Annotated in this window: 14 protein-coding genes, 1 other RNA gene and 1 pseudogene; 9 read left to right on the top strand and 7 right to left on the bottom strand. The window is 56.8% G+C overall.

Annotated elements, in window-relative coordinates; genetic code table 11:
* Positions 1-20: 20 nt before the first annotated feature.
* The 5 genes and pseudogenes from DNK50_RS27590 to DNK50_RS27570 all read left to right on the top strand — a co-directional run bounded on the left by DNK50_RS27590 (position 21) and on the right by DNK50_RS27570 (position 9,387).
* The gene (locus DNK50_RS27590; RefSeq protein WP_112196777.1) at positions 21-1,139 is read left to right on the top strand and encodes a GTPase; all 1,119 of its coding nucleotides are present in this window, start codon (positions 21-23) and stop codon (positions 1,137-1,139) included.
* Positions 1,140-1,339: 200 nt separating this feature from the next.
* Positions 1,340-2,824, top strand: a complete 1,485-nt coding sequence (locus DNK50_RS27585; protein ID WP_112196776.1) for a class I SAM-dependent DNA methyltransferase — start codon at positions 1,340-1,342, stop codon at positions 2,822-2,824.
* A complete protein-coding gene (locus DNK50_RS27580; RefSeq protein ID WP_112196775.1) occupies positions 2,821-3,975 on the top strand; it encodes a restriction endonuclease subunit S in 1,155 nt (384 codons plus the stop codon). The genes DNK50_RS27585 and DNK50_RS27580 overlap by 4 nt, the downstream gene beginning before the upstream one ends.
* A gap of 44 nt (positions 3,976-4,019) precedes the next feature.
* A pseudogene (locus DNK50_RS27575) lies at positions 4,020-5,756 on the top strand (DEAD/DEAH box helicase); the annotation flags it as partial.
* A 154-nt stretch (positions 5,757-5,910) separates the two neighbouring features.
* Positions 5,911-9,387: a DEAD/DEAH box helicase family protein gene (locus tag DNK50_RS27570; RefSeq protein WP_112196773.1), complete on the top strand. Its 3,477-nt coding sequence runs from the start codon at positions 5,911-5,913 to the stop codon at positions 9,385-9,387.
* A 134-nt stretch (positions 9,388-9,521) separates the two neighbouring features.
* On the opposite strand, the gene ssrA is transcribed toward DNK50_RS27570, so the two are convergent.
* The 4 genes from ssrA to DNK50_RS27550 form a co-directional block, all read right to left on the bottom strand.
* Positions 9,522-9,918, bottom strand: a transfer-messenger RNA (tmRNA) gene (ssrA, locus tag DNK50_RS27565).
* A gap of 94 nt (positions 9,919-10,012) precedes the next feature.
* The gene (locus tag DNK50_RS27560) at positions 10,013-10,294 is read right to left on the bottom strand and encodes a hypothetical protein (protein ID WP_112196772.1); all 282 of its coding nucleotides are present in this window, start codon (positions 10,292-10,294) and stop codon (positions 10,013-10,015) included.
* A gap of 135 nt (positions 10,295-10,429) precedes the next feature.
* Positions 10,430-13,240 (bottom strand): FAD-binding and (Fe-S)-binding domain-containing protein, encoded by a 2,811-nt coding sequence (locus tag DNK50_RS27555; RefSeq protein ID WP_112196771.1) that lies wholly within the window; start codon positions 13,238-13,240, stop codon positions 10,430-10,432.
* Between the two features lie 70 nt (positions 13,241-13,310).
* Positions 13,311-15,005, bottom strand: a complete 1,695-nt coding sequence (locus DNK50_RS27550; RefSeq protein ID WP_099584778.1) for a lactate permease LctP family transporter — start codon at positions 15,003-15,005, stop codon at positions 13,311-13,313.
* 262 nt (positions 15,006-15,267) lie between these two features.
* On the opposite strand from DNK50_RS27550, the gene DNK50_RS27545 reads away from it, so the two are divergent.
* Positions 15,268-16,035 (top strand): FCD domain-containing protein, encoded by a 768-nt coding sequence (locus DNK50_RS27545; RefSeq protein WP_099584779.1) that lies wholly within the window; start codon positions 15,268-15,270, stop codon positions 16,033-16,035.
* Between the two features lie 37 nt (positions 16,036-16,072).
* Here the strand turns inward: DNK50_RS27545 and smpB are convergent, their stop codons facing one another.
* Positions 16,073-16,555 (bottom strand): SsrA-binding protein SmpB, encoded by a 483-nt coding sequence (gene smpB, locus DNK50_RS27540; RefSeq protein ID WP_003176160.1) that lies wholly within the window; start codon positions 16,553-16,555, stop codon positions 16,073-16,075.
* Positions 16,556-16,723: 168 nt separating this feature from the next.
* Between smpB and DNK50_RS27535 the strand changes: the two genes are divergently transcribed.
* Together DNK50_RS27535 and DNK50_RS27530 are read left to right on the top strand one after the other, a co-directional pair.
* Entirely contained in the window at positions 16,724-17,158 is a 435-nt protein-coding gene (locus tag DNK50_RS27535) for a type II toxin-antitoxin system RatA family toxin (protein ID WP_112196770.1), read from the top strand.
* Positions 17,151-17,444 (top strand): RnfH family protein, encoded by a 294-nt coding sequence (locus DNK50_RS27530; protein WP_112196769.1) that lies wholly within the window; start codon positions 17,151-17,153, stop codon positions 17,442-17,444. Before DNK50_RS27535 ends, DNK50_RS27530 begins: the two co-directional genes overlap by 8 nt.
* Positions 17,445-17,516: 72 nt before the next feature.
* Here DNK50_RS27530 and DNK50_RS27525 read toward each other — a convergent pair whose 3' ends face one another.
* Positions 17,517-18,044 (bottom strand): outer membrane protein assembly factor BamE, encoded by a 528-nt coding sequence (locus DNK50_RS27525; protein WP_017528805.1) that lies wholly within the window; start codon positions 18,042-18,044, stop codon positions 17,517-17,519.
* Between the two features lie 98 nt (positions 18,045-18,142).
* On the opposite strand from DNK50_RS27525, the gene fur reads away from it, so the two are divergent.
* Positions 18,143-18,547 (top strand): ferric iron uptake transcriptional regulator, encoded by a 405-nt coding sequence (gene fur, locus DNK50_RS27520; RefSeq protein WP_003194220.1) that lies wholly within the window; start codon positions 18,143-18,145, stop codon positions 18,545-18,547.
* Between the two features lie 83 nt (positions 18,548-18,630).
* On the opposite strand, the gene recN is transcribed toward fur, so the two are convergent.
* Positions 18,631-20,304, bottom strand: a complete 1,674-nt coding sequence (gene recN, locus DNK50_RS27515; protein ID WP_112196768.1) for a DNA repair protein RecN — start codon at positions 20,302-20,304, stop codon at positions 18,631-18,633.
* Positions 20,305-20,466: the final 162 nt, after the last annotated feature.

The following is a 20,466-nucleotide window of genomic DNA, read 5'->3' as shown; positions in this document are numbered from 1 at the left end:
GAATAATTATGGAGGCTGTAATGGTGGAAGTAGCTGATCGGCAGCAGGACGCTATTGATGACGTCATTCGTGATGCGGTACGGGGTTCCGGCAAGGTCAATATCGTCGTCGCCGGCAAGACAGGTGTTGGCAAAAGTACCCTGATCAACACAGTGTTCCGTGGGCAGTTGGCAAAGACCGGCTCCGGTACTCCGGTGACGCAGCAGATCGAAGAGATCTCGAAGGAAGGCCACCCGATCACGATCATCGACAGCAAAGGTCTGGAGCTGAAGGACTACGCGACCATTCTCAAGGACCTGGAAAGTTTCCTTGAGACGCGCGCTGCCCATCACGATGAGAACAAGCACATCCATGCGGCATGGATTTGTATTCAGGAAGGCGGTGATCGCATTGAACAGGCGGAAGTTGACCTCTGTCGTGTGTTGATTGATCAAGGCATTCCGGTAGTGGCGGTGGTCACTAAAAGCATGTTTTCCAAGGACATCAACTTTCACCTCAAGGTCAAAGAACTTTTGCCCGGTGCTCATGCCGTTGTGCGGGTGCGCGCCGAGGCGCAGCAGATCGAAGTCGACGACGGCCAAGTTTATACGTTGGGCGTCAAAGGCATTGATGAGCTGATTTTTGAATCAGCGAAGTTGATTCCCGAAGCAAAAAAGCGTGCATTCGCGAATGCATTGAGCTCGCGGCATCAATCTTCCATGAAAATCAAAGTCGAGCAGGCTGAGAAGGAAGTATTGATTGCCTCCGGCTTGGCGGCCGCGGCGGGCGCTACACCGATTCCGTTTTCTGACTCGTTCGTGTTGGTACCGATTCAGGTCGGGATGTTGGCCAAAATTGGTGTGACCTTTGGTATGGAAGTCAGCACCAGTGCCTTGACCACCTTGGTGGCCTCGGCGCTGGGTTCGAGCGCAGCAAGCCTGCTGGGGCGCGCGGTGGTGACCGGTCTGCTGAAAATGATTCCAGGCGTCGGTAGTGCGGTCGGCGGCACCATCGCCGCGACAACCGCAGCTACGTTGACCAAAGGGTTGGGCGCGGCTTACATCTCGGTGTTGACGGACTTCTGCAATAACAACCCGGGCAAGGAACTCAACATCGGTTTGATCAGTGAAGAGTTGAAGAAGAAGCTGTCGTTCAAGTAACAGGCTGGTACCTGAAACCGTCCTTGCAGGCTGTGTGAAAAACATGGCAGTCCGGCGCTCGGGCGGTTGTAACTGACAGCCTCACCCGCTAATCGTTACACTGCGTGCATCTTGTCACGCCGGAGTCCTCTCGGCTTGGCCTATTGCCCGCAGTGCCGTTTTAGCGGGCATTAAACTCATTATTCAGGTAGTAATCAGCAGTGATCACAGGCGCTATCAAATCCCAAGTTGACCAGATCTGGAACGCGTTCTGGAGCGGCGGCATTTCCAATCCCATGGAAGTCATCGAACAGATGACTTACCTGCTGTTTATCAAACGTCTCGACGAGTTGCAGACAGTTAAAGAGCGTAAAGCCGCGCGCACCGGCCAGCCGATTGAAAATCCGATTTTCACCCCGAAACAGGCGGATTTGCGCTGGGCGGCGTTCAAGGCGCTGGGTGATCCGGCCAGCTTGTACACACTGATTGCTGACAAGGTTTTCCCATTCATCAAGTCCTTGGGCGGCGAAGACGGTGAGTCCACCTACGCCGCGCACATGAAGGATGCGCGCTTCACCATCCCCAACCCGGCGTTGCTGGTCAAGGTGGTGGACATGCTCGACGCCATCCCTATGGAAGACCGCGACACTAAGGGTGACCTCTACGAATACATGCTCGGCAAAATCGCCAGTGCTGGGCAGAACGGCCAGTTCCGCACGCCTCGGCACATCATCAAATTGATGGTCGAAATGATGGCGCCCAAACCGTCGGACACCATCTGTGATCCGGCCTGCGGCACCGCTGGTTTTCTGGTGACGGCTGCCGAGTATCTCAATACTCACCACAGCCACGAGTTGTACCAGGACGCGGCCAGCGCCAAGCGCTTCAACCACGACACCTTCCACGGCTTCGACTTCGACAGCACCATGCTGCGCGTCGGGTCGATGAACATGCTGCTGCACGGCGTGGAAAACCCGGCGATTGAAAACCGTGATTCGCTCAGTGAAGGGCATGCTGGTGTCGAAGGGCAGTTCAGTTTGATCCTGGCCAACCCACCGTTTGCCGGGAGCCTGGATTACGAGGCGTGCGCCAAGGATTTGCAGCAGATCGTTAAAACCAAAAAGACCGAGTTGTTGTTTCTGGCCCTGTTTCTGCGCCTGATGAAGGCGGGTGGGCGAGCGGCGGTGATCGTTCCGGACGGGGTGCTGTTCGGTTCCAGCAAGGCCCATAAAACACTGCGTCAGATGCTGGTGGAGGAGCATAAGCTGGACGGGATTGTTTCGATGCCGTCGGGTGTGTTTCGGCCATATGCCGGGGTGTCTACTGCGATTTTGTTGTTTACCAAGACCAACTCTGGCGGCACCGACCACGTTTGGTTCTACAACATGCAGGCGGATGGCTTCTCGTTGGATGACAAGCGTAATGAGTTGGACGCGAGTAAGCACGAAAGTAACAACCTTCCCGACATCATCGATCGTTGGCATAAGCGCAATACCAGCGCTGGTCTTGACCGCACTGCGCAGAGCTTTTTTGTGCCGAAGGCTGAGATTGTTGGCAACGACTATGACCTGTCGATCAACCGCTACAAGGAAGTGGTGTACGAGGAAGTGCAGCATGAAGCACCGCAGAAAATTCTGGCCGAATTAAAGGCGCTGGAGGCGGAGATTATGCGGGGGATGGGTGAGTTGGAGGGGATGCTGCAATGACTCTTCTCACTGCGCCCGTTGGCGAGTTGACTGAGATATTAAGTGGATTCGCCTTCAAATCTGAGCAATTCAATAATTCTGGCGAGGGGCTTCCATTAATCAGGATTCGAGATGTCGTCGAAGGTGCTTCAGACACTTATTACTCTGGAGACTACAAATCGGAGTTTCTGATCAAAAACGGCGATGCGTTAATAGGCATGGATGGTCAGTTCAATCTTGCATGTTGGCGCGGTGGGCCGGCGCTCCTAAATCAACGTGTCTGCAAAATCAAAGCAACAGATGAGCGGCTGGACCAGAGCTACCTCCTGCGCGTTCTTCCACTGGCGCTAAAGGAAATTGAAGATCGGACTCCTTTCGTGACGGTTAAACATTTATCTGTTAAATCACTGCGTGAAATCGAAATTTCGCTCCCACCACTTTCTGAACAGCGTCGTATCGCGGCAATTTTGGACAAGGCCGACGCGCTGCGCGCCAAGCGCCGCGAGACCATCGCCAAGCTCGATCAACTGCTGAAATCCGTGTTTCTGGAGATGTTTGGCGACGCTACGGTGGCGACCACATCAGTAGCTGAGCTTGCACCTTCTGCGGGTGCTATTCGGACCGGTCCCTTTGGCAGTCAATTACTGCACAGCGAGTTTGTTGAACACGGCATCGCCGTTCTCGGTATAGATAACGCTGTCACTAATGCGTTTGCATGGGCAAAGCCCAGATTCATTACGACAGAAAAATACTCGCAGCTCTCTCGTTATCGGGTTAATCCAGGCGACGTACTGATCACGATCATGGGGACTTGTGGGCGATGTGCTGTTGTTCCTGACGACATGCCAACTGCGATTAATACAAAGCACCTTTGCTGTATTTCGCTAGACCGCACGCGTTGCGAGCCGGAGTTTTTGCACTCTTACTTCCTCCTGCATCCGATTGCCAGGAACTATCTTGAGAGTCGAGCAAAAGGGGCAATCATGGCGGGCCTTAATATGGGGATCATAAAAGAACTCCCTGTTGTTTTACCCTCTCTAGAAAAGCAACGGCATTTTGTTTCAATAAAGAGGGCGTTAGGGCGCCAGATTGAACAAACACAAGCTCAAGAAAATCGGTTCGATGAGCTATTTGCTGGGCTCCAACAAAATGCTTTTGCGGGAACGCTCTAGGTCTCGCACGATCTTCCATCACGCCAAGGAACAGGCAACCCCACATGGCTCAATTCTTCCCCTCCCGCACCACCTGCCGCTTCGACACCCCAGGCGAGCGCCGCCTGGCCGAACGCCTGGAGAAGAAGCTCGAAGACGACTACCTCTGCTGGTTCAACGTCCCGGTGGGGCCAAAAGCCCTGCAGCCGGACTTCGTGCTGCTGCATCCCTTGCGCGGGCTGCTGGTGCTGGAGGTAAAGGACTGGAAGCTGGAAACCATCCAGAACATGGATCACAACCAGGCGCGAATTTATGCCGACGGCCTGCTCAAAACCGTGAAAAACCCCATGCTGCAGGCTCGGGCGTATGCCATGGAAGTGGTGATGATGTTGCAGCGGGACCCGGCGTTGAAACAGCCCGCCGGTTCGCCGTACGCAGGCAACCTGATCATGCCCTTCGGCTGGGGTGTGGTAATGACGGCGATTACTCGCAAGCAGTTTATGGGGACTAACCTGGCCCAGGTGCTGAACCCGCAACAGGTGCTGTTTCAAGACGAAATAACCGAGACAGTGGACGCCGAAGCCTTCCAGCAAAGCCTGTGGAATATGTTCCAGCATATCTTCCCCTGCCAGATGAGCCTGCCGCAGATCGACCGTGTGCGTTATCACCTCTACCCCGAAGTGCGGGTGAACACGTTGCCAGGGCAGTTCGGTTTGTTCGCAGAACAGCACGCGCCCCTTCCCACGCTGATCAAAGTCATGGACTTGCAGCAGGAGCAACTGGCGCGCTCGCTGGGCGAGGGGCATCGGGTGATTCACGGCGCGGCAGGCTCCGGCAAGACCATGATTCTCGGCTATCGCTGTGCGCACCTGGCACAGGTGTCGAGCAAGCCGGTTCTGGTGCTCTGCTACAACAAATCCCTGGCGGGCCGTTTGCAACAGGTACTGATCGAGCGCGGCTTGAGTGAGAAGGTCAAGGTGCGTAATTTTCATGCCTGGTGCTCGGACATGCTCACTGCTTTTAACGTTGATCGTCCTGCGCAGCACTTGTCGATCGACGTGAAGATGGCGCAGATGGTTGAGAGCACCATCGACGGTGTCGACCGTGGGCAAATCCCACGAGCTCAATATGCAGCTGTGCTGATCGACGAGGGGCACGACTTCCAGCCGGAGTGGTTCAAGCTGGTGGTGCAGATGATCGACCCCGAGAGCAATTCCTTACTGGTGCTGTATGACGATGCGCAGTCGATCTATCGCGGCAAGGGCAATAAAAAGGGTATGGATTTCAGTTTCGCCAGCGTCGGTATTCAGGCCCAGGGACGTACTACCATCTTGCGTTTGAATTACCGCAACACCGTGGAGGTATTGTCAGTGGCGCGGGCTTTTGCCGTTGAGTTGCTGACCGCGCGCGATGCTGCCGAGGACGGAGTCCCCATTGTCGCGCCTCAAAGCGCAGGCCGACGGGGCGCGTTCCCCGAGCTGCTGCGGTGTAATTCTGATTGGCAGGAATACAACTGTATCGTCGAGCGCATCCGTGATGAGCAAGGTCGGGGCCGAGTGTTGGATGATATGGCGGTGATCTACCGCAGCACTTCCCAGGCGCAACGTATCGAGCGGGCGTTGAGTGAGGCAGGCATCAGCTTTGCCTCGGGCCAGTCGTCCAAGGGGCGCAGTGCTCTGTATGGCAGTGAGGATGCAGTCAAGATCGTCAGCATGCATTCGAGCAAAGGCCTGGAGTTTGGTTTGGTGCTGATTCCTGGTCTGGGTGACATGCCGAAAAAGGGCGAGGACGAGGCCGACGAGGCGCGTTTACTGTATGTGGCTATGACGCGCGCGATTGATCGGCTGGTAATGACCTACCGCGAGCCTTCCAGCTTTACCCGCAGAATTCAGGATTCAATAGGCAGCGTGCGTCAGCACCTGGACGAAATGGACTCACAAAGGGCAGTCGGCTGATATGAGCAACTTTGAATTTCTCATCTCCGAATTTGAAGCGTTGTTTGAACCGGCCAAAGGCGCGGAGCAACTGGTTTACCCCGATCCGCGCGCCTGTTGCATGCGCACCCGGCATGCTTTGGAGCAGGCGGTGCATTGGCTGTACAAGCATGACCGCGACCTGCGCATGCCCTATGACAACGGCCTTAATCTGCTGCTGACTCAGGTGGAGTTTGTACGCCTGCTACCGCCGCAAATTCATCAGAAGACCCGCTTGATTCAGAAGCTTGGCAATCAGGCGGTGCACTCCAATCAACCGATTGGCTACAGCGATGCGATGAAGCTGGTGCGCGAGCTGTTTCATGTGTTGTTCTGGCTGGCACGCACCTATACCCGCGCCAGTGATCCAAAAAGTATCGACGCGGTGTTTGACGAAAAACGTGTGCCTCAGCTTGTCAGCATGAGCGAGGCGGTGGCGTTTACCCGTGCGGAACTGAAAAAACAGGAAGCCAAGTTCCAGGAACAGATCGCCGCCCAGCACGGCACCCTTGAAGCTCGCGAGGCGGCGATTGCTGAGCAGGCCGCAAGCCTGAGTGAGCGCGAAGCACTGCTGGCGCGTCTGGATGCCGAACTGGTTACAACCCGTGCGGCGTTGGCCCAGGCCAAAGCGGCCAATATCGCCGTGCCGGACACCCATGATTACGACGAAGCCGACACCCGTCGTCTGTTTATCGATGTGCTGTTGCGCGAAGCCGGTTGGGAATTGGGTAAGAACGCTGACGCCGAAGTGCCAGTCAGCGGCATGCCCAATGGGTTGGGTGAAGGGTATGTTGATTACGTACTGTGGGGCGCCAATGGCAAACCCTTGGCCGTGGTGGAGGCCAAGCGCAGCCTGAAAGACCCGGACGTGGGTCAGCAGCAGGCCAAGTTGTACGCCGATTGCCTCGAGGCCGAAAAGGGTCAGCGGCCGTTGATTTTCTATAGCAACGGTAACCACACCTGGCTCTGGGACGACCGTCGTGCACCGCCACGCGAAGTACAGGGCTTTTACACTCGCGATGAACTCGAGCTGGCGATTCAGCGGCGCAGCCTGCAAACCGACTTACGTGATCTGCCGATCAATAGCGAAATTGTCGAGCGGGCATACCAGCACCGTGCGATTCGAGCGATGAGCGAGTCACTGAGTCAGGGTCGCCGCGCGGGCTTGCTGACCATGGCCACCGGTACTGGCAAGACGCGGATGTCGATTGCCCTGATCGAGTTGTTGATGCGGGGTAACTGGGTTAAGCGCGTGCTGTTTCTGGCTGACCGGGTAGCCCTGGTCAAACAAGCCACAAATGCTTTCAAGGAGTTTTTGCCGGACTCCAGCCCGGTCAACCTGGTCACTGACAAGAATGGCCAGGGCCGTGTGTATCTGTGTACCTATCCAACCATGATGGGGTTGATCGAGCAGATGGAGGGTGACCGGCGCAAGTACGGCGTTGGCCACTTCGACCTGATCGTAATCGACGAGGCACATCGCAGCGTGTACCAGAAGTACGGCGCGATCTTTCGTTACTTCGACAGTTATCTGGTGGGTCTGACCGCCACCCCGCGCGACGAAGTGGATCGCGATACCTATCACCTGTTTGGCCTCGAAACTGGCGTACCGACCGATGCGTATGGTCTGAGTGAGGCGGTGGATGACGGTTATCTGGTACCCCCCACGGCGTATTCGGTGCCGATCAAATTCGTTCGCGAAGGCATCCGTTATGACCAGCTCAGTGATGATGAGAAAGAGCATTGGGAGTCGCTGGATTGGGGGGATTACAGTGCCGAGGGTGATGCACCTACGGAGGTGCTAGCTTCTGAGGTCAACAAGCAGCTGTTTAACGAGCCAACCGTTGACTTGATGCTCAGACACTTGATGCAGAACGGTCTCACGGTTGAGGGCGGCGATAAGCTTGGCAAGACTATTATTTTCGCAGTGAACCAGAAACACGCCGAGTTCATTGCCCGGCGCTTCAACCATCATTACCCGCATTTTAATGGCGAATTTGCGCGAGTTATCACCCACTCTGTGAGTTATGCCCAGACCCTGATCGATGATTTCAGCAGCAAACTTAATAAGTTGCCGCAGATCGCCATTTCGGTGGATATGCTCGATACGGGCATTGATGTGCCACAGGTGTTGAACCTGGTGTTCTTCAAGGCTGTGCGCTCAAAAGTGAAGTTTCTGCAGATGATTGGCCGTGGTACGCGTCTGTGTCCGGACTTGTTTGCCCCGGGCGTACATAAGCGAGAGTTCGCCATCTTCGATTTTTGCGCGAACTTTGAATACTTCAACGAAAACTCTAAGGGCGCGCTAGGCGGCATGGCTGAGCCTTTGGGCAAGCGATTGTTCAAGGCGCGGCTGGATCTGCTGTCTTTATTAGCTCCCAACGACGTTGACGGGCCTGGCAACCTGGCGGAGACCCGAGGTCAGTACGATGTCTACGGCGAGCTGCGCACAGGGTTGACCAACGAGTTGCACAACGAAGTAGCAGCGATGAACACAGACAACTTCATCGTGCGTACTGAACTGGAATACGTGACCCGCTTTGCCGAGCGTGAGGTTTGGAATGCTCTGGATGAGGCTGCGCTGGGTGATCTGCGCAGTCACGTCGCAGGTCTGCCGAGTGAGCGTGATCCTGAGCACATCACTGCTAAATTGTTCGACCTGCTATGCCTGAATTTGCAGTTGGCGTTACTGCGCTCAACCAGCGACTTCGTAACCTATCGCGACAAGGTGGTTGAGTTGGCCAGCCAGCTAGAGGTAATGGACAGTATTCCAGCCGTACATGCTGAGTTGGCGTTACTTCAAGACGTGCAGACAGACGAATACTGGCAAGACATCCGCTTGCCGATGCTTGAGCAATTGCGGCGCAGAATGCGTGAGTTAATCAAGTTTATCGAGCGCCGCCCAAGTAACCCGGTGTACAGCGTGCTGAGCGATGAAATTGGCGAAGCACAGGTCGTCAATTTGAAGGACTTCAACACTGGCATCAACCTTGAACAGTACAAGAAGAAGGTCGAAGCCTATATCCGTGCCAACGAGAACCACGTAGCCATCGCCAAGCTCAAATTCAATCGACCATTGACGCCGATTGACCTTCGCGAGCTGGAGCATTTTGTCTACGAGTCGGAGCCGGTAAAGAGCCGAGAACAGTTCGAGCAATGTTATGGCTCCGACCAGCCGCTGTCGCTGCTGATCCGCTCGTTGGTAGGCTTGGACCGCAATGCTGCAAAAGAGGCTTTCGGTCAGTTCCTCGACGTAAACCGCTATAGCAGCCAGCAAATTCGTTTTGTTGAAATGATTATCGAGCGTCTCACCCGACAGGGTGTGATGGAGGCCGCTCAACTCTACGAACCGCCGTTTACCGCCCTGCATCACGAGGGATTAGACGGTGCGTTTGGCGATGCGGATGCCAATGCGATAGTAGCGGTGATCGCTGCAATTAAACGCAGTGCAGCAGCGTGAGGTGATCGGAGCAGCAATACTAAAACGACAGAGGCTCAACATTCGTTTACGCAAGCCAGGGGCGCTGAAGCTGTTGAGTTCACTGGATTTCAGGCACAAAAAAAGACGTCCGTGGACGTCTTTTTTCGTTGAAGTGGTGGAGCCGGGGGGATTTGAACCCCCGTCCGCCAGTACTCCGCTGTCGGTACTACATGCGTAGCCGTTTCTATTAAGTTAACCCTCAGCGACCCGAAGGGCAGGGTGCTTTGGGCGAGTTGTGTAAGTTTTAGCCGCTTCGTCCACAACGTACTGCACGGCGATTCTGTTCTATATGACAATCACTTTGGGTTTACAGACATCCCCTGGTGATTGCTGGACCCGAAGGTACCAGAAGCTCAGGTCTAAGGCTGCTTACGCAGCGATAGCGAATTCCTGGCCGTAGTTTTCGTCATTGGCAACTATAAGTAGTTGCAACAGTGGATTTACGAGTTCTGTTACCAACTCGGCATGCACCTAAAGTTTCGCGACCGGCGTCGAATCCTAAACGGCCCCGTGCTTGTAACTCGTTGTTTCTTAGTGAGTGACAAGCCTGTGCAGTGTACGCCAAACGGTCACCGAAGGCCAACCCGAAGGTTGGCCCTATTGCTTACTTGCCGCCTTTGTTGCTGTTTTGCAGGTCTTGCAGGGCTTTGTTGGTGACTTCGATGCACTGCTTATCATCGCCAGACGCGTGAAATGCCATGGCCTGGGAGACGATCGTGTCGATTTCGCCACTTTTGCCGGTGGTGTCGGTGGCGAGCGTCGCTTTGGCGTTGTTGAGTTTATCCAGGTTGATCTGGCACAAGTCTTTGTCACTGCCGGCCGCGAAGGCCGGGGACGCCAGCATCGCAGCGGTAATGAACAAGCCAGCAAGAGCGGAACGCTTCATAGGGTATCTCCTTGCGCAAAGGGCTCGACGCTGCTGGCGTTGAAGGGCTGCCAGCGACATCACTGATTGGCCTCGTTCGTTGAGGCCTATTCAAGTGACTGCATTGGCGCGCAGGGGTTCTGTTTTTTTTCAGGATTAGTGGGCGCGGGCCTGGGTGACGCGGTCTACGAGGTACACCAGCCCGTGATAATCAATGCCCCCATGCTGGCTCAAGCCGATTTCGCAGGTTCGGCTGGTGGAGATGCCTTCACTGCAATGTTGCACGGCTTCCTTGAGGGATCGCAGTGAGTGGGCATTGAGTTCTGGCGTGGTAAAGCCCTTGTCGCCGGCAAACCCGCAGCAGTGGATGCCTTCCGGGATCACCACCGTTTTGGCGCAGCGGCGGGCAAGGTCGATCAGCGCCTGGCTTTCTCCCAGGTGTTGGGTGCTGCAGGTCACGTGTACGGCGATCGGTGCTTCCTGGGGCAGGAAATCCAGGCGGTCCATCAGGTGCGTGCGGATAAAACGTACGGGGTCGTAGAGGTCCAGGCGGGTTTCGCCCAGGTCCTGCACCAGGCGCAGGGTGCATGGGCTGGTGTCGCAATAGATCGGGTCAAGGCCACCACGGCTGGCGTGGAGCATGGCGCCGATCAACTCCTGGCGCTTGTGCTCTGCCTGTTCGGCGTAGCCTTTGGAGGCGAAGGGCTGGCCACAGCACAGGCTGTCCTGATTGTCGGGAAAGACGACCTGGTAACCAGCTTTTTCCAGCAGGCCACGGGTTTTGTCGTACAGCGACATTTGCTCTTTATCACCGGCCGCCGGGCCCATTGCACGTGAGACGCAGGCGGCCAGGTAGACCACCCTAGGCCGCTCATCCGTCACAGTTGGGCTGAACCGAATGGCCTTTTCCGGCTGTGGCATGGCGTTGCTCCACTGTGGAATTTGCCCCTTGGACAGTTTGGTCACGCAGGCAGACAGCTTCGCCAGGCGAGGTGCGCCGAGCAGCATGCGTGCACCATTGGCGACATGCAGGGTAAAGCGCGCACCTTGCAATGCCGTGGCGAAATGGGTGGCGAGCCATTCGGCGGTTTTCGTACGGTCGGCGTCACGGCTGCGAAGCTTTTTCACCAGCTCGCCGGTATTGATTCCCACGGGGCAGCGCTGGGCACATAACCCAGTGGCGGCGCAGGTGTCGATGCCTTGATAGTGGTAGGCGGCTTCCAGTTCGGTGGTGTCGACGCCGGTGCGTTTTTTCGCCTGTATGTCGCGCCAGATCACGATGCGCTGGCGCGGGCTCAACGTCAGGCCTTTAGAAGGGCACACCGGCTCGCAAAAGCCACACTCGATGCATTTATCCACAAGCTCGTCGGCCGCAGGCAGTGGCTTGAGATGCTTGAGGTGGATCTGCGGGTCGTTGCTGAGCACCACGTCCGGGTTGAGAATGCCGTTGGGGTCGAGCAGACGCTTGAGCTGCCACATCAGCTGGTATGCATCGCTGCCCCATTCCAACTCGACGAATGGCGCCATATTGCGGCCGGTACCGTGTTCGGCTTTTAGTGAGCCGCCGAACTCCACGGCCACCAGTTGCGCGACGTCATCCATGAACGCTTGATAGCGTGTGACTTCTTCCGCGCTGTTGAAGCCTTGGGTGAATACAAAGTGCAGATTGCCTTCCAGGGCGTGTCCGAAAAGGATGGCTTCGTCGTAGTGGTGTTTGTCGAACAGTTCGATCAGGCGGTTCACGCCAGTGGCCAGTTGTTCGACAGGAAACGTCACGTCTTCGATGATCACCGTAGTGCCGGTTTTGCGCACAGCGCCGACGGCGGGAAACGTGTCCTTGCGGATTGCCCACAGGCGGGCGTTTTCTACAGGGTCTTCAGTGAAGTCGACTTGTTTCTCTACGGGGAAAGCGGCCAGGGAGGCCATGATCAGCGCCAGTTGCTCGTGCAGTAAAGAGGGCGATGCCCCGCGGGACTCGATGAGCAGCGCACAGGCATTTTCCGACAGGTGCTGTACGAAGGCGGGCATGCCCGGTTTGCTCTGCACCGAGCGCATGCTGCGTCGATCCAGCAACTCTACGGCTGAGACCGGCTGGGTTTTCAGCACGGTTACCGCGTTGCAGCACGTCTCGACATCCGGGAACACAATCAAGGCCGACGCTTTGTTCGGATGATCGATCACGGTGTCGTAGGTCACTGCGCTGATAAAACCCAGCGTGCCCTCGGAACCGACCAGCAGATGGCTGAGGATATCCAGGGGTTCATCGAAGTCCACCAAGGCATTGAGTGACAGCCCAGTGGTGTTTTTCAGACGGTATTTGTGGCGAATTTTTGCGGCGAGTTCGACATTTGCGCGTGTCTCGCGACCTAGTGTCGCCAAGCGTTCAAGCAGCGCACTGTGATGCTCACGAAAAGCCCTGACGCTGGCCGCATCTTCGGTGTCCAGGCAACTGCCGTCGGCCAGCACGAGACGAATCCCGGCCAAGGTGTGATAGGTATTTTGTGCGGTGCCGCAGCACATGCCGCTGGCATTGTTGGCGACGATTCCGCCGATCTTGCAGGCATTGATCGACGCCGGGTCCGGGCCGATCTTGCGCCCGAACGGCGCTAGCCAGGCGTTGGCCTGGGCGCCGATCACGCCGGGTTGCAGGCGAATCTGAGTGCCTTGCCCGCGAATCTCGCGGCCGTTCCAATTGTCCCCCAGTACGATCAGTACCGAATCGCTTATCGCTTGCCCGGACAAGCTGGTGCCGGCCGCGCGGAAGGTCACCGGTACGCGCTCGCGCTGGGCCAGTTGCAGGAGTGCTACCACCTCGTCTTCCGACTCCACGCGGATCACCAGTTGTGGGATCAATCGGTAAAAACTGGCGTCGGTGCCGAATGCGAGGGTGGAAAGCGGGTCGTCGAAACGCCGATCTTTTGGGATCAGTTGTGCGACGTCAGCAAGGAAAGCAGCAGGCAGGCTCATTGATCCTCCAGAAATGGCTGACGCCGGAATCGTCATCCGGCGTCGGTTCTTACCCTATTACGTGTAGGTCTTAGTGCACCAGCATGCCGGTAAACCAGTAGGCCTGAGCCAGTGTGATCAGCCCTACGATCGTGGCGAAGAACAGGCTGTGCTTAAGGGTAAAGCGGAACAGGTCGGACTCCTTGCCCACCAGGCCGGTAGCGGCGCAGGCCACTGCGATCGATTGCGGCGAGATCATCTTGCCGGTGACGCCACCGCTGGTGTTGGCGGCTACCAGCAGCGTGTCATTGACGCCGATCTGGTGCGCCGTAGTGGCTTGCAATGAGCTGAACAGGGCATTGGACGACGTGTCGGAACCTGTCAGGAAAACCCCCAGCCAGCCGAGGAACGGCGAGAAGAACGGGAAGGCTGCACCGGTGCCGGCCAACACCAGCGCCATGGTCGACGACATACCGGAGTAGTTGGTGACAAAGGCGAATGCCAGCACCATGCCGATAGACAGGATCGGCCAGCGCAGTTCGTAGAACGTTTCTTTTAAAGTGGTAAGACCAATCTTGATGTTTATTTTCAGCACCAGCATCGAGATCAGTGCGGAAAAGAAAATCGCGGTGCCGGTCGCTGAAATCGGGTCCAGCTTGAATACCGCTGGAATGGCAGTCGGGTTGGTCACGATGGGGGCGACCTTGACCACCAGTTGATCCAGGTGCGGGATCGCGAAGTTGAATACCCAGCTGTACATCGAGCCGCCAGCGGCGAACATCGCCTTGAACGGCTTGAGCGTCCAGATAGTGACCAGTACCGTGAGGATCAGGAACGGCGACCAGGCCTTGAATATCTGACCCAGGCTGTAAGGCGAGGCGACGGTGCTGCGTGGCAATCCGAAGCCGCCGGCACTGGCGGTAATGGCTACGCCGGAGGTGGCGCCAGCTATCTGCGCGCCGGCGGTGCGCTTGGGTTGCCAGACTTTCAGGAACAGGGTCAGGGAAATCAGGCTGGCCAGGGCCGAGGTGATGTCCGGCAGTTCCGGGCCGATGAAGTTGGACGTGAAGTATTGGGTGATGGCGAAGCTCAACCCCGCGACCAGCGCAGCCGGCCAGGTTTCACGAACGCCGCGCAGGCCATCCATCATGAACACCAGCCAGAACGGCACGAACAGTGACAGCAGCGGCAACTGGCGGCCGGTCATGGCGCCGATCTTGAAGGCATCGATTCCAGTCACCTGCCCGGCAACGATGATCGGAATGCCCAGGGCGCCAAAGGCGACCGGCGCGGTGTTGGCAATCAGGCACAAGCCGGCGGCGTACAGCGGGTTGAAGCCCAGGCCTACCAGCAACGCAGCGGTAATTGCTACGGGAGCGCCGAAACCGGCAGCGCCTTCCAGGAACGCGCCAAAGCAGAAGCCGATCAGCAATACCTGAAGACGTTGGTCGTCAGTGATCGACAGCACCGAGCTGCGGATGATCTCGAACTGGCCGCTCTTGACTGTGAGTTTGTACAGAAACACCGCTGCAACGATGATCCAGGCAATAGGCCAAAGGCCGTAGGCAAAGCCGTAGCCGGCTGCGGCCAGCGCCATGTCCACTGGCATCTGGAAGGCAAAGATCGCTACCAGTATCGAAAGTGCAAGGGTAATGCTGCCGGCCACGTGGCCTTTGAGGCGAAACACGGCCAGGGCCAGGAAGAAAAATACGATGGGAATAACGGCGGCCAATGCGGACAGGCCGAGGCTGCCGAGCGGGCTGTAAAGCTGTTGCCAGGTTTGCATATGGGGTGGCCCCTAATTGTTGTTGGTCAGGCACATCTAAGTCGACTTGGATAATTGGTATTACCAATTTACAATCGCTGGAGGCTAGGTTAAAAGCCTTCAGGGGGATGTGTCAATTTGCCGCTCACGAAACTTTGGTCGTAGGTTGGAGGGCGAGACCATCTGATCGGATGAATCGAGGCTGTTCTGATAGGTGCTGGAAGGGCGGTGATAGGCCAGAATAGAGGGCCCGGCGAGTGGTCGGGATGGTGGAGAGTGAGTTATGGGGTTTGATCAGGTGCGTCAGCGCCGTTTGTCTGACGATATTGTCGAGCAGCTTGAGGGGATGATCCTTGAGGGCACGCTGAAGTCGGGTGAGCGTTTGCCGGCTGAGCGCGCTTTGGCTGAGCAGTTTGGCGTGTCGCGTCCGTCGCTGCGTGAGGCCATTCAGAAACTGGCCGCCAAGGGGTTGTTGGTGAGTCGCCAGGGCGGAGGCAATTATGTTGCCGAGTCACTGGGTTCGACGTTCAGTGATCCGCTGTTGCACCTGTTGGAAAACAATCCCGAGGCGCAGCGTGATCTGCTGGAATTTCGCCAGACCCTCGAAGCGTCCTGTGCTTATTACGCCGCGTTGCGTGCAACCGAGGTCGACCGTGAGCGGCTGACCGCTGCATTCGAAGCCTTGCAGGATTGCTATACCCGCGTTGATGAAGTGAGCCGAGTGGAGGAGGGGGCAGCGGATGCGAGGTTCCACCTGGCCATTGCGGAGGCCAGTCATAACGCAGTGTTGCTGCACACCATTCGCGGCTTGTTCGACCTGCTCAAGCGTAACGTGGTGACCAACATTGGTGGTATGTATCAGCAGCGTACAGAGACCCGAGACATGCTGATCAGTCAGCATCGGGAGTTGTACCAGGCAATTATTGAGGGGCGGGCCGAGCAGGCGCGAGACGTCTCGACGCGACATCTGGAGTACGTGCAGGAGGTATTGGCGGAGGTGCGTCAGGAGGTTCAGCGCGTGGCGCGTGCGGAGCGGCGAAAAGGGATGTAGCCGACGGACTTGTTCCGAGGCTACATCACTGCAAGGACTACTCTTCCTTGCCTTTGTTGCGCACGGCGCGATGCAGTTCGCGATTGGAGTCGCGTTCGCGCTCGGTATCACGCTTGTCGTATTCCTTCTTGCCCTTGCCCAGTGCGATCTCGCACTTGACCAGGTGCTTGCTCCAGTACCAGGACAGGCAGATACAGGCGTAGCCTTTCTGCTGTACGGCGGCGGCGAGCTTTTCCAGTTCGCGCGCATTGAGCAATAGTTTGCGTGTGCGCACCGGGTCGGCAATTACGTGGGTGCTCGCGGTAGTCAGCGGGGTGATATGACTGCCCAGCAGCCATGCCTCGCCATCTTTGAGCAATACGTAGCTGTCGACCAGTTGCAACTTGCTGGCGCGCAGACTCTTTACTTCCCAGCCGGCCAGGACCAGACCAGCCTCGAACCGATGTTCGATGAAGTAATCGTGTCGCGCCTTTTTATTTTGCGCGATGGTCCCTGTGGGGTGTTTCTTTTGTTTAGCCATAGGGGCGGCATTATAGGGAGTTGCGAGCGTGTCGGCTACGGTCAACCTGCGTGCTTGAGCGTGTTGGTCGAATCCCGGACAATGCGGGCAGTTCTTTGGTTTTTTTCTCTCGCGGATCGGGCTGTTCTTTCGCGATGTTTGCCGCTCAGCTGTGGAAATAACGCACACATGACGACGCATATTCAACGTTCGGCCCTGCTGCCCTATCCGGCTCAGGCGCTCTATGACCTGGTCAACGACGTGGCGCGTTACCCGGAATTCTTGCCTTGGTGTTCTAAGGCTGAGGTGCTGGAAAGCACTGATGAACACATGGTTGCCAGCGTCGGGGTGGCGAAAGGTGGGCTGGGCCAGCACTTTGTCACGCGTAATGTGCTGGTGCCGGGCAAGTCCATTGAAATGAATCTGCAGGAGGGGCCTTTTACCCAGTTGCACGGTGTCTGGGTATTCAAGGCGCTGACCGACAAGGCCTGCAAGATCAGCCTCGATTTGTCGTTTGATTACGCTGGCCCGCTTGTGCGGGCTACATTGGGGCCCTTGTTCAACCAGGCGGCCAACACACTGGTAGATGCGTTCTGTCAGCGGGCCAAGCAACTGCATGGTTGAGATTGAGGTGGTGTATGCCGCTGCAGATCGCCAGGTTTTGCTGGCGTTGACGGTGGCGTCCGGCACAAGTCTGCGAGCGGCGGTGCAGGCGTCCGCAATTACAATGCTGTTTCCTGATCTGGATCTGGCTGATTGCCCTTTGGGGGTATTCGGTAAAGTTGTCGCGGATGCTGAAGCGCGCGTTGTGCAGCCAGGTGATCGTATTGAGATCTATCGCCCCTTGCTGGTTGATCCTAAAGAAGTGCGTAGATTGCGGGCGGCCAAGGCGGCGATGACCAGGCAGTAGAATTCATAAGCTTGTTAAACATCAGGCAACAAAAAGCCCGGCATGCCGGGCTTTTTTGCAGGCGCCGCACTGTTACTGCGGGCTGGTGTCCAGCGGCTGAGGCGTCGGGACCGGAACGGTTTCCACACCATCGACGTCTTTCTGGATCTTGTCGAGCAGCGAGCCTGGCTTGGCCGGTACTTCGGACTTCGGCTTCTCGCTCTCCTGCGCAGGCGCAGTCACGTTGGTGCCGTTGTCTTTGCCGAGCAGGGCTTCATCGCGGCTTACGCCGGGCATGAAGTCACCGGACAGGCTGACAAGCTGGTCATTGCCATTAAAAATGACGCTGACGCGTTCCTGTTGGCGTTCACCGCCGCCAGGCTGCAGGCTGTAGAGATAATCCCAGCGATCGGCATGGAAAGTGTCAGTCAGCAGGGGGTTACCCATAATAAACCGTACTTGCCGTCGGGTCATTCCCGGACGTAACTGGTCTATCATGTCCTGCGTGACGACATTGCCCTGCTGGATGTCGATTTTGTAAACCCCGGGGAATGAACAACCGGCGAGTGCGAGCAGTCCCACAAAGGTGAAACTGGTTAGCAAGAGCTTGGTGTTTTGCATCGGTGGGCGACTTCCACTATCTTGGCTGGGACAACGTAAACGCCGATCATACCCGTATTAAGAGAAGCTGCGAAGCAGCATCCGCGAGAAAGCTAACCATGGTTGAAAATAGCGAACTACGCAAAGCCGGTCTTAAAGTGACTCTGCCACGAGTCAAGATTCTACAAATGCTCGATTCTGCTGAGCAGCGTCACATGAGTGCCGAGGATGTTTACAAGGCGCTGATGGAGTCTAACGAGGACGTCGGCCTGGCCACGGTTTACCGTGTACTGACCCAGTTTGAAGCCGCAGGGCTGGTGGTTCGTCATAATTTCGACGGCGGTCATGCAGTGTTCGAATTGGCTGACGGTGGTCATCACGATCACATGGTCGACCTGGATACCAATGAGGTTATCGAGTTCACCAGCCCGGAAATCGAAGCGCTTCAGCATAAGATTGCTGAGGAGCATGGCTTCGACTTGGTCGACCATAACCTTGTGTTGTACATCCGTAAGAAAAAGTAAAAACGACGCAGAATGGCTCTGCGAAACGATCGAAGGCGACCCTAGGGTCGCCTTCGTGCTTTCTGTATAAAGAAAAGTTCGGCTCAAGCCTTGGTGGCAACAACCATTTTCTTCGCGTGCGCCAAAGACTCCTTGGTCAGATCGATCCCGCCGAGCATTCGGGCGACTTCTTCCACGCGTTCCGACTTGTTCAACTTGGATACTGCGGTGTGTGTTGCATCATTGCCCCGTACCTTGTGCACAAATAAGTGTTGATGGCCCTGTGCTGCCACTTGTGGCAAGTGGGTGACCGTCAGTACCTGGCCTCGATCTCCCAGGCGACGCAACAACTGACCAACAATCTCCGCAGTCGGGCCTCCAATGCCTACGTCTACTTCATCGAACACCAGCGTAGGCACCCGCGACGTCTGCGCAGTAATCACTTGGATCGCCAGGCTGATGCGCGACAGCTCACCACCGGATGCGACTTTTGCCAGGGCCTTGAGCGGTTGCCCAGGGTTGGCGCTGACCAGTAGTTCAACCTGCTCCAGGCCGTGAGGTTGCAATTCATTATTGGAGTTGGCGCGCAACTCGATGGTGAAGCGTCCTCCCGGCATGCCCAGGCGCTGAATTTCCTGTTCAACGGCGTGGGCCAGGCTGCTGGCGGCCTGCTGGCGTAGATCGCTCAGTTCGCGGGCCTTCTCCTGATAGTGACGGGCAAAAGAACCGAGTTCTTCGCCTAGTCGCTCAATGGATTCGTCATTCGCATTCAGGGTTTCGATTTCATCCAGCAGCTTTTGCTGCATGGTTGCCACTTCGGTGGGCTGGATTCGATGTTTGCGCGCCAGGGTATAGATGGTATCGAGGCGTTCTTCTATTTCCTGCAGGCGCGCCGGGTCGGCATCGAAGTGATCCAGGAAGCGGTTGAGTTCACCGACGGCTTCTTCGACCTGGATTTGTGCACTGGTCAATAGGGTGGTGGCCTCACTCAGCGAGCCTGAAGCATTGTTAACGCTGGACAGTCGGTTGAGGCTGGCGGTCAGTGCATTGAGTACATTGCCCGAATCACTTTCGCTGCATTGCTCCACCACTTGCCGGCAGATACCCAGCAGGGTTTCGGCGTTGGTGAGGTTTTTGTGCTCCTGCTCCAGTTGTTCCAGCTCGGTCTCGCCAAGGCCCAGGCTTTCGAGTTCTTCAAGCTGATAACTGAGCAGTTGATGGCGAGCACGTTGCTCGTCGCCGGAGTTGGATAGGCGTTCCAGCTCCTGGCGGGTCTGCCGCCAGCGCTGGGCAGCCAGTTGCACCTGCCGGGCAAGGTCTGTGGCGCCGGCGTATTCGTCGAGCAGGCGGCGGTGGGTGTCGGTTTTCAGCAGGGACTGGTGTTCATGCTGGCTATGGATGTCGATCAGCAATTCACCGAGGGCTTTCAGGTCGCCAAGGGGGCACGGTGTTCCGTTGATATAGCCGCGTGAGCGGCCTTCGGCGGTGATGACTCGGCGCAGAATGCAGGGGCCGTCATTGTTGAGGTCGCGCTCGGCCAGCCAGGCTTCGGCTTCTGGGATGTCCGCCAGGTCGAAGGTGGCCAGGATGTCGGCCTTGTCGGCACCGGGACGCACCACGCCACTGTCGGCGCGGTCGCCCAGGGTCAGGCCCAGGGCGTCGAGCATGATCGACTTGCCGGCGCCGGTTTCGCCTGTGATAACGCTCATCCCGCGATCCAGTTCGAGATCCAGATGTTCAACGATGGCGTAGTTATGTACGGACAGGTGCACGAGCATGACGGCCGCTCCCAGGCTTTAGGTCTGGTTATTTATACAGTGTTTTGTTTGGCGCTGACAATCCTGATGCTTAGCTCGATTTGCTCGGTCGAGGAGGTTTTTTAGTGCAAAGAAGAATGGTGGTGCGGGAATTGATCTGCAGCAGGCGAAAGACTTTTGGTA

It is taken from the genome of Pseudomonas sp. LG1E9, assembly GCF_003290225.1.
Classification (GTDB): Bacteria; Pseudomonadota; Gammaproteobacteria; order Pseudomonadales; family Pseudomonadaceae; genus Aquipseudomonas; species Aquipseudomonas cyclaminis.
Note: the sequence above shows the minus strand (reverse complement) of the source record. Positions and strands in the feature narration are given on the sequence as shown.